Below are 9,765 nucleotides of genomic sequence, written 5' to 3'. Positions count from 1 at the left end.
GTTATGTTCCGTCCTAACTGGGTTAACGAGAGTTGATTGCCATCGAGTAAAGACTCAGTAGCAACCATCAGAGAATTAAGGCGTTTTTGGTGTATTTGAGGGCATTGTTTTTTGAGTAAATCGTGTAATATGTCGATATCACGCATGATGTTGGATCTAGTAGGTTTTTGGCGAAATTGATTAGATCAAACAGCATCATGCGTGTCTACTTATTTGAATCCCATCGAATTTATGTGGGGATTCGCTAGACGAAGGCGTTAAGACACAATGGGCAAACGAGCGTTTCGTATAAGCAATGATGGGAATTGGTATTGTGTGGTTTTCACGTATACACTTTTTACATTCCCCATCTAGCATCAGCTTTTAGGTTGAAATTTCAATGGAATTGCGTGGCTTATTGAGGTTATTGTCGCTATTGCTGTGTATGCCATTACTGGTGAATGCTGATCGTTTCATGGTGTCTAGTACTAAACTTGCGGATCAAGATGTTAGCGCCAAGTCTGCTGTGATAGTCCGTTATTGCGTTGATCCTGATTGGCTGCCCTATGAAGGAATACGAGAAGGTAAACATCTGGGGATTTCATCGGATTATATTCGTCATGTTGAGTCACATTCTTCCCTTAAGTTTCAGCTAGTGCCGACATCTTCTTGGACCGAAACTTTATCTTTTTTGCAAAGTGGTCAGTGCGATTTAACCCCTATGTTGAATAAAACGCTAATACGCGAGACTTATCTGCACTTCAGTGATGTCTATTTCCGCTCACCAAATGTGCTTGTTTCACTTAAAGAACAGCCTTTTCTGCAAGGATTGGAGAATATCAATACGCGTATTTTAGCCGTGCCCAAAGGTTATCGTTTAGCTGAGTATATTCAGCATTATTATCCTCAGATAGAGATGCTTACTGTTGCCAGTGAACCTGCGGGATTGCAGTCGGTTCTGGATAAACGTGCAGATCTGTTTGTTGGGTCAATGTTTTCGGTTAACGCTTACATTCAACAAATGGGATTTGAACATTTAAAAATTGCGGGTTGGGGCGGGCCGGAAGATGAGTTACGGATGGGGGTCGCTTATGGTCAAGAGTCCTTGTTACCTGTGATAAATAAAGCCTTAAACACTGTGAGTGAGCAAGAGCGGATCACGATTTATCAGAAGTGGAATAATGTGACTGTGATAGATGAGACTAACTATTCGCTTGTGTATCAAATTATCTGCGCGACATGTCTGTTGCTCCTAATGTTGGGGGCGAGAACTTACTTTATGAGTCAATATAATCGAAGATTAACCGATAAGAATAAGCAGTTGGAAACTTTACGCGAACAGCTTGAAGCGTCAAATGCCGAACTCGAATTTTTATCAACCCACGACCCATTAACTAAATTGTATAACCGACATTACTTTAATCGCTTTTTTATTAATAACGAGCAGCATGATAAATCTGCTGGGGCAGGCATGTGCCTTGTAATGATTGATATCGACTACTTTAAAGAGATTAATGACATGCTAGGGCATAACGTCGGCGATCGCATTCTTGAGCAAGTGTCTCAGGTATTACAGCACTGTGTGCGTGATTCTGATGTGGTCGCACGTTGGGGTGGCGAAGAATTTGTTATCCTCTGCCAACAGTCATCATTGCCATTAGTTGAAAGCTTGTGTGTGCGGATTGCGCAGAGGATTAACAATTATCAATTTACTGACAATGTTCACTTAACTTGTAGTTTTGGTGTCGCTAAGCTCGCAGAAAACGAACCTATACAATTGTGTTTTGAGCGGGCAGATCGAGCCCTTTATCGTGCTAAAGCACAAGGGCGTAATCAAATGTGCATCGACACGTAAGGGTTTACTCAAGACTGATTTGTGGTTATTTGGGTAAAAGACTGCGATTGAAGTGAGTCGCGGATGTGATCTCTATTTTGAAGATAGGTATAACATGATTGTTCTAGCATCCATGCTTGCAGGTTAATGTATGATGTTTGTACTGACGATATGATAGAAATCCCTTGAAAATCGCTTTATCCCATTAAAATGAGGTTTATTTAACGGTTTTTATTGATTGAGTGAAAAATAAGCTAAAGTGTTTTACTTATCTGTTTTAGTTCGTATTTATGGCGATTTCCTTAAATTATTACGCGACTTTATCGTGAAAAAGTGCGCTATCCATTTGCGTGTAGCTGGGTTCCAATTTACAATATGCGCCTAAAATAATCTGATGTGCGGTGTGTCGGTATTTGTCGCATACTCCGTCTACTTCTTAAACTACTCATTAAAGTTGAATCATGACCGAATTATCCAAATACAGAAACATTGGTATCTTCGCTCACGTTGACGCGGGTAAAACCACGACCACCGAGCGTATCCTTAAGTTAACAGGAAGAATCCATAAAGCCGGTGAGACTCACGATGGCGAATCTACCACTGACTTCATGGTACAGGAAGCTGAGCGCGGTATTACTATTCAGTCTGCTGCTGTAAGTTGCTTCTGGAGAGATCACCGTTTCAACGTTATCGACACTCCAGGACACGTTGACTTCACCGTTGAAGTTTATCGTTCTCTGAAAGTGCTTGATGGCGGTATCGGTGTATTCTGTGGTTCAGGCGGTGTTGAGCCTCAATCAGAAACTAACTGGCGCTATGCGAACGAATCTGAAGTTGCGCGTATTATCTTCGTAAACAAGTTAGACCGTATGGGTGCTGACTTCTTACGCGTAGTTAAGCAAACTAAAGACGTATTAGCTGCTACTCCACTGGTTATGGTTCTGCCAATCGGTGTTGAAGACGAATTCACTGGTGTTGTTGATCTGTTATCTCGTAAAGCATACGTGTGGGATGAGTCTGGTTTACCAGAAAACTTTAATATCCAAGATGTACCTGCTGACATGGTTGACATGGTTGAAGAATACCGTGAAATGCTGATCGAAACTGCCGTTGAGCAAGACGATGCTGTGATGGAAGCGTACATGGAAGGCGAAGAGCCATCTATCGAAGATATCAAGCGTTGTATCCGCAAAGGTACTCGTACTATGGCTTTCTTCCCAACATACTGTGGTTCTGCGTTCAAGAACAAAGGTATGCAACTGGTTCTTGATGCTGTTGTTGATTATTTACCAGCACCAGACGAAGTTGAACCACAGCCATTAACTGACGAAGAAGGCAACGAAACTGGCGAATTCGCTATCGTTTCTGCTGATGAGCCATTAAAAGCGTTAGCGTTCAAAATCATGGATGACCGTTTCGGTGCCCTGACTTTCGTACGTATCTACTCAGGCCGTCTGAAGAAGGGTGATACCATCCTGAACAGCGCGACTGGCAAGACTGAACGTATCGGCCGTATGTGTGAAATGCTAGCTGATGACCGTATTGAAATTGAATCTGCTCAAGCTGGCGACATTATCGCTATCGTGGGTATGAAGAACGTTCAAACTGGTCACACTTTATGTGACGTGAAACACCCAGTTACCTTAGAAGCTATGGTGTTCCCAGAGCCAGTTATCTCTATCGCAGTAGCGCCAAAAGATAAAGGCGGTTCTGAGAAAATGGGTATCGCAATCGGTAAGATGATCGCTGAAGATCCATCATTCCGCGTAGAAACTGACGAAGATTCAGGTGAAACCATCCTTAAAGGTATGGGCGAACTTCACTTAGATATCAAAGTAGACATTCTGAAGCGTACTTATGGTGTTGAATTGATCGTAGGTGAGCCACAAGTTGCTTACCGTGAAACCATTACTCAAATGGTTGAAGATCAATACACTCACAAGAAACAATCAGGTGGTTCTGGTCAATTCGGTAAGATCGAATATATCATCCGCCCAGGTGAGCCAAACACTGGTTTCGTGTTCAAATCTTCAGTTGTTGGTGGTAGCGTTCCGAAGGAATTCTGGCCAGCAGTTGAGAAAGGTTTCGCGAGCATGATGAACACAGGTACTATCGCTGGCTTCCCAGTGTTAGACGTTGAGTTCGAATTAACTGACGGTGCATTCCACGCAGTTGACTCATCAGCAATCGCGTTCGAAATCGCTGCTAAAGGCGCTTTCCGTCAGTCTATCGCTAAAGCTAAACCACAACTTCTTGAGCCAATCATGAAAGTTGACGTGTTCAGCCCAGATGACAACGTGGGTGACGTGATCGGTGACTTAAACCGTCGTCGCGGCATGATCAAAGACCAAGTTGCTGGTGTAACAGGTGTTCGCGTTAAAGCTGACGTACCGTTATCAGAAATGTTCGGTTATATCGGTACTTTACGTACAATGACTTCTGGTCGTGGTCAGTTCTCTATGGAGTTCTCACACTACAGCCAATGTCCAGCTAGCGTAGCTGAGAAAGTTGTTGCTCAAGTTAAAGAACGTAAGGCTGCTGAAGCTAAGAAGTAATTCTTAACTTACCTTAAAAACCGCTGTCGGCCTCTAGGCTCGCAGCGGTTTTTTTATGGGAGAGATCCAACTGTAATCACCCGCTACGGCTGACGAAGTTTCGTATCCCGTTGTTTAAAATAATGTGATTGGTATTAGTTCTTGCTTTATCTTCTCAGCGTTCAGTTTTTTGTTTACTCAATTCAAGCAAGGCCTTGGCCGCCGGTGTTAAAGGTAAACTTTGGCGCCAAATAAGCGCCAGATCCCATGTCATTGCGGGCTGCATAGGTTTAAAGACCAGTTTGCTGGTGCTTAATCGATTGCAGATAGGCTCAGGTAAAATAGCGACGCCCATATCGGCTTCGACCATGGCGGCGAGGAAATCCCACTGGCCGCTGCGAAAGGCAATATTGAGTTGAACACCTGCTTTGCGACTGAGGCGATTAATCAGTTTAGCGAGGGAGAAGTCTTCGTTATAGAGGATAAAAGGATAGGGCTGGAAGTCCTGCCATTTTAAGTGGTCTTTCTCGGCTAAGGGATGTCCTTCAGGCAGGCATGCGAGTAAAGGGTACTTAGTTAGGGGTTGGTTGACGAGTTCTGTCTCATGGGTCGTGGGGAGCGCGGTAAAGGCGATATCGAGACTGTTATTGAGCAATGCTTGTTCGCAGCCGAATCCACCGTACTCATACATGTGTAGTTCAACTCCCGGATAACGCTTACGATAGCTAGTGAGCAAACCAATAATAAGACTGCTCATCATAGGACATACACCCAGTCGCAACCGCCCCGATTTAAGACCGCTAAGGTTACTCATGTCCTCCTGCAGCCTATGCCATTGGCCGAGGATTTCCCGTGCACTGTGCTCAAAGAGCTGACCAGCTTGAGTTAACTCAACCTTTTGGTTATTCCGGATCAGCAAGGTTTCACCAAGGCTTTCTTCAAGTCTCTGGATTATTTTGCTTAGTGTCGGCTGGGTGATAAAACATTTCTGCGCGGCGCGGGTAAAGTTTTCAGTTTCCACTAAGGTCAGAAAACACTGTAAGGTCTTGATTGGGATGTTCATGCTCAAATGGAATCCATATTATGGAATTTATTCATTTTACTAATGATAGCCTAAGTATTACTTTGACCTTGTTAACAAAACAGGGGAATACCGATGAAATCAAGTTCAAGTCTGTGGGTAGGTGCTTTGTGGCAGGCGGCTATGCCTGTGGCAAAAGATGTGCAAAACGCTAAAGCGGCGCAAGTAACTAAAACGGCTCCAGCGGGTAATTTGCATAAAGCAAAACAACAAGTAAACCCAGCCTAGGCTGGGTTTTTACTTTTCTGTGTTTTAGATTCTGCTCTTATTTTTATTTCCCTCGATTCTCACTTTGCCTTTTTAACTTCTGCTCAATCCCTTCCTTGGTGAAAGTACTGTTCAGCAACGGACGCTGAACCAGCGATAGACGTTTAGTCTTATATTTACTTGAATACTCATTACTGGCTCTAAGCTAACTCATTAGGATTGGATGCTTAAATAGCAAAAAAGCCATCCTCATAAACTCGGGTGGCTTTGCTCTGCAGGGGAGTGTGGTTTACTGGACGGAGAATTGATTCTCGACGAGTGGTTGCTTGTTTTCGGCCTGAGCGACATGGCATTGAGTACAGGCATAGTTATGTCCGTTAACTGTGCCTTTATCATCAATCACGTGGGATTTAGCTACTGGTGTGGCTTTCATGCGTTTTGCCTTGTCCCAACTATGGCAGCTTAAACAGCCATTTTTATCTAAGGTGATCTTGTAATCGTCCTTATGTGGGATGAGCGGTGGTTGCTCGCTAAAACTGCGCTCAATAGAGGTGCCGCGACTAGGATAAATCGCCATGGCATTGGCTGGGCGAATGTCGGTGATCGCCATGTTTCCTGCGAGGGATTGAATATTAACTGGTGCTACGTTGGTGTCGGTTTGCTGACCTGAACAGCCGGTAATGGCGACGAGTAACGCAGTTAAGGTGAGTATTTTTCTCATTGGTTATTCTCCGCCTTGAAGACTTTCACTGGGCATTTTTTAAAGTCAGTTTCTTTTGACAGGGGATCGGTTGCATCCAATATCAGTTTGTTGACTAACTGGCGCGCATCGAAGAAAGGCATAAATACTACGCCGCGTGGCGGTTTGTTACGGCCTTTGGTTTCAACTCGGGTTTTCACTTCACCGCGCGGTGAAGCCACTATGACTTCGTCACCACGTTGTACGCCGCGAGCTTTCGCATCTTCTGGATGCATGAAAATTTGCGCGTCGGGGTAGGCACGGTAAAGCTCTGGTACGCGGGCTGTCATCGAGCCAGTGTGCCAATGCTCCAGCACGCGGCCAGTCGACATCCATAAATCGTATTCTTCATTCGGCTCTTCGGCGGCGGGCTCATAGGGCAGGGCGAAAATCACCGCTTTGCCATCTGGCTTGCCATAGAATTTAAAGCCTTCACCCGCTTTGACATAAGGATCGCTCCCCTCAACGAAACGACGCAGCGTTTCTTTGCCATTAACGACTGGCCAGCGTAGGCCGCGGGTTTCGTGGTAACGGTCAAAGTCGGCTAAATCATGGCCATGGCCACGACCGAAAGCTGCATATTCTTCGAAAATGCCTTTTTGCAGGTAGAAACCGAAGTGTTCGCTCTCATCGTTTAATTCGGCTTTGCAATCGGAAGTTGGGAACTTGTCGATCACGCCATTGGCAAATAGCACTTCATATAAGGTTTTATCCGCGTATTCCGGTTGTTTGGCTATCAGTTCGGCTGGCCAGACTTCGGAGACTTTGAATCGTTTCGAAAATTCGACTAGTTGCCACAGATCTGAGGTTGCGCCTTCTGGGGCTTTTACTTGCTGATGCCACATATGAGTACGGCGCTCGGCGTTGCCGTAAGCTCCTTCTTTTTCAACCCACATTGCTGTTGGCAAAATTAAATCTGCCGCCATGGCTGTGATGGTTGGATAAGGATCTGAAACCACGATAAAGTTTTCTGGGTTACGAAAGCCAGGGTAAATCTCATCGTTGATGTTAGGGCCTGCCTGCATATTATTGGTACACATGGTCCAGTAGCAGTTGAGCTTGCCATCTTTGAGCATACGGCTCTGGAGTACGGCATGGTAGCCAGGTTTGGCGGGAATGGTCCCTTCAGGCACTTGCCATAGCTTTTCGGTAATGGCGCGGTGCTTGTCGTTAGTGACTTCCATATCGGCGGGTAAACGGTGGGCGAAAGTACCGACTTCACGTGCAGTACCGCAAGCCGAAGGTTGACCTGTTAATGAGAAAGGACTGTTACCCGGTGTGGCAATTTTGCCCGTGAGCAAATGGATGTTGTAAAGCATGTTGTTCGCCCACACGCCGCGAACGTGTTGGTTAATGCCCATGGTCCACAGGCTCATGATTTTCACCTTAGGGTCGGCATAGGCTTTGGCTAAAATCTCCAGCTTCTCTGGCTCGACGCCACTCATCTTAGCGGCATATTCCAGCGTATAAGTGCTGACAAACTTGGCATACTCGTCAAAGCTAATGGGCGTGGATTTACCATTGCCCGGATTTTTGGCTTTTTTCTCTAACGGATGTTCGGGACGCAGACCATAGCCAATATCGTCAACCCCAAGGGCAAACTTAGTGTGTTTGGTGACAAAGTCGGTATTAACGGCTTTATTTTCAATAATGTAATTGGCGATATAGTTGAGGATCACTAAGTCCGACTGTGGGCGGAACACCATAGGGTTATCGGCTAAATCGAAGCTGCGGTTCTCAAAGGTCGACAGCACATGCACTCGGCACGTTGGACTGCTTAAACGTCTATCGGATATTCGTGCCCACAGAATTGGGTGCATCTCCGCCATGTTTGCGCCCCAGAGCACAAACTGATCGGCGGCTTCTAAATCGTCATAACAACCCATGGGCTCATCGATACCGAAGGTGCGCATAAAGCCGCCTACGGCTGAGGCCATGCAGTGGCGCGCATTGGGATCTATGTTGTTGGTAAGGAAACCTGCTTTATGAAGTTTAGAGGCGGCATAACCTTCCCAAATAGTCCATTGACCAGAGCCAAACATACCTACCGACGTCGGGCCTTTGGTGGCGAGACTGTGTTTCCATTTCGCGGCCATAGTATCGAAGGCCACATCCCAGCTGACTGGGGTGAACTCACCTTCTTTATGGTATTTGCCGTCTTTCATCCGCAGCAATGGCGTGGTTAATCTGTCCTTGCCGTACATGATTTTTGATAGGAAATAACCTTTAATACAGTTAAGGCCACGGTTGACTGGACTTTCAGGATCGCCCTTAGTGGCGACCACTTTGCCCGCTTGGGTGCCCACTAATACGCTACACCCCACACCGCAGAAACGGCAGGGAGCTTTATCCCACTTGATACTGTCAGCTTGTTCGGCGGCTTCGACCATCTTAATGGGAAGTGTGACGCCAACGGCCGTCGCAGCGGCAACCGCTGCGTTGGCCTTGAGAAACTCGCGGCGGCTTATGCTCATAATATTTCCTCACTCTCTTGTACTAAGGGTTCTACTTGGTGGTAAATCAAGCTGGCAGATAACACGCCGGACAGGGCATTGATGGCTTCAATATTGTCAAGAATCGCTCTTTGGCTACTCCCTTCTAGGGTAACGACCAATTTTCCTTCGGGTGTAATTGCATGAATATCAGTACCCACTAATGCGCGGATATTGGCTTCAACCTGCTGTAAGGTTTTAGGCGTGGCATGCACCACAAGGCTGGTGACGTGGTATTCCTGACTCATATTGGATGACCTGTAGTAGCGTAAACTCGGTTACTTAAGATTAAAAAGGAGGGTAACCGAGTGCTGATACTGGCGAGTCTAGACCTGATAAAAAATGTGGGTATACCTCACAAGAGGTATTGAAAGCGATAGTCGATCCGGATCAAAGTTTTGCGAGTGATCTAACTCCCAGTTTGATATTTAAGCGGTTAGCACTGTCGTCACTAGGACATAGTGAGGAGTACATTTATGGAGAATACTATTGTGCATATCTGGAACCCGTGAACATTAACGGAAGCACAAGTGTGTAGATAGGAATCCTATACTTTTTACCAATTACAGGTGTTTATAAAATTTCTGAGTAAGAGCAATAGCTGACGTGCATGTTTGCAAAATCCTTCGATAGAACATATTTAGGAATAATTAGGGTCTGTTGATCTTTCGAGAGTAATTTTTAGACAGCATGGCAAGACGTTATAATTTGCTTCGCCAAAAGTAACCATAACCTCAAGCCATGCCAAGACTTATGCTAACCGATGCACGCTGGGAAAAGCTATTTCATTTAATGAAAAGCACAGGCCGTGTTTATGACAAACCTGAACATAGACAAACATTCGAAGGTATTCTTTACCGCCTTAGAACAGGTATCCCTTGGCGAGATTTACCTAAAGA

Annotated in this window: 8 protein-coding genes and 1 pseudogene; 4 read left to right on the top strand and 5 right to left on the bottom strand. The window is 45.4% G+C overall.

Annotated elements, in window-relative coordinates; translation table 11 throughout:
• Positions 1–146: pseudogene (locus L5M11_RS23290) on the bottom strand (IS4 family transposase); the annotation flags it as partial.
• Positions 147–379: 233 nt separating this feature from the next.
• Here L5M11_RS23290 and L5M11_RS23285 point away from each other — a divergent pair.
• Positions 380–1,834, top strand: a complete 1,455-nt coding sequence (locus L5M11_RS23285; protein WP_263193396.1) for a diguanylate cyclase — start codon at positions 380–382, stop codon at positions 1,832–1,834.
• A 440-nt stretch (positions 1,835–2,274) separates the two neighbouring features.
• Positions 2,275–4,368, top strand: coding sequence for an elongation factor G (gene fusA, locus L5M11_RS23280; RefSeq protein ID WP_107402610.1), 2,094 nt, complete (start codon positions 2,275–2,277; stop codon positions 4,366–4,368).
• 154 nt (positions 4,369–4,522) lie between these two features.
• On the opposite strand, the gene L5M11_RS23275 is transcribed toward fusA, so the two are convergent.
• Positions 4,523–5,410, bottom strand: coding sequence for a LysR family transcriptional regulator (locus L5M11_RS23275; RefSeq protein WP_105251505.1), 888 nt, complete (start codon positions 5,408–5,410; stop codon positions 4,523–4,525).
• 93 nt (positions 5,411–5,503) lie between these two features.
• Here L5M11_RS23275 and L5M11_RS23270 point away from each other — a divergent pair, with 93 nt between their 5' ends.
• The gene (locus L5M11_RS23270; RefSeq protein ID WP_263143059.1) at positions 5,504–5,656 is read left to right on the top strand and encodes a hypothetical protein; all 153 of its coding nucleotides are present in this window, start codon (positions 5,504–5,506) and stop codon (positions 5,654–5,656) included.
• 268 nt (positions 5,657–5,924) lie between these two features.
• On the opposite strand, the gene L5M11_RS23265 is transcribed toward L5M11_RS23270, so the two are convergent.
• From L5M11_RS23265 to L5M11_RS23255, 3 genes are read right to left on the bottom strand one after another with little or no spacing between them, the layout of a single operon-like run.
• Positions 5,925–6,356, bottom strand: a complete 432-nt coding sequence (locus tag L5M11_RS23265; protein ID WP_263170176.1) for a nitrate reductase cytochrome c-type subunit — start codon at positions 6,354–6,356, stop codon at positions 5,925–5,927.
• On the bottom strand, positions 6,353–8,848 hold the full coding sequence (napA, locus tag L5M11_RS23260) for a nitrate reductase catalytic subunit NapA (RefSeq protein WP_263178615.1): 2,496 nt from the start codon (positions 8,846–8,848) through the stop codon (positions 6,353–6,355). The genes L5M11_RS23265 and napA overlap by 4 nt, the downstream gene beginning before the upstream one ends.
• Positions 8,845–9,114, bottom strand: a complete 270-nt coding sequence (locus tag L5M11_RS23255) for a chaperone NapD (protein WP_071940060.1) — start codon at positions 9,112–9,114, stop codon at positions 8,845–8,847. The genes napA and L5M11_RS23255 overlap by 4 nt, the downstream gene beginning before the upstream one ends.
• 493 nt (positions 9,115–9,607) lie before the next feature.
• Between L5M11_RS23255 and L5M11_RS23250 the strand changes: the two genes are divergently transcribed.
• Positions 9,608–9,765 (top strand): transposase (locus L5M11_RS23250; RefSeq protein WP_259573881.1); only part of this gene is annotated, 158 nt, incomplete at its 3' end.

Origin of the sequence: Shewanella sp. SM87 (assembly GCF_025653705.1) — a bacterium.
Classification (GTDB): Bacteria; Pseudomonadota; Gammaproteobacteria; order Enterobacterales; family Shewanellaceae; genus Shewanella; species Shewanella oncorhynchi.
This window is presented reverse-complemented; position numbering and strand designations above follow the sequence as displayed.

What these genes read in the sequence shown, in the direction of transcription:
- L5M11_RS23270 (WP_263143059.1), top strand. Translation starts at nt 5,504, where the DNA reads ATGAAATCAAGTTCAAGTCTGTGGGTAGGTGCTTTGTGGCAGGCGGCT.
- napA (WP_263178615.1), bottom strand. Translation starts at nt 8,848, where the DNA reads ATGAGCATAAGCCGCCGCGAGTTTCTCAAGGCCAACGCAGCGGTTGCC.
- L5M11_RS23255 (WP_071940060.1), bottom strand. Translation starts at nt 9,114, where the DNA reads ATGAGTCAGGAATACCACGTCACCAGCCTTGTGGTGCATGCCACGCCT.
- L5M11_RS23275 (WP_105251505.1), bottom strand. Translation starts at nt 5,410, where the DNA reads ATGAACATCCCAATCAAGACCTTACAGTGTTTTCTGACCTTAGTGGAA.
- fusA (WP_107402610.1), top strand. Translation starts at nt 2,275, where the DNA reads ATGACCGAATTATCCAAATACAGAAACATTGGTATCTTCGCTCACGTT.
- L5M11_RS23265 (WP_263170176.1), bottom strand. Translation starts at nt 6,356, where the DNA reads ATGAGAAAAATACTCACCTTAACTGCGTTACTCGTCGCCATTACCGGC.
- L5M11_RS23285 (WP_263193396.1), top strand. Translation starts at nt 380, where the DNA reads ATGGAATTGCGTGGCTTATTGAGGTTATTGTCGCTATTGCTGTGTATG.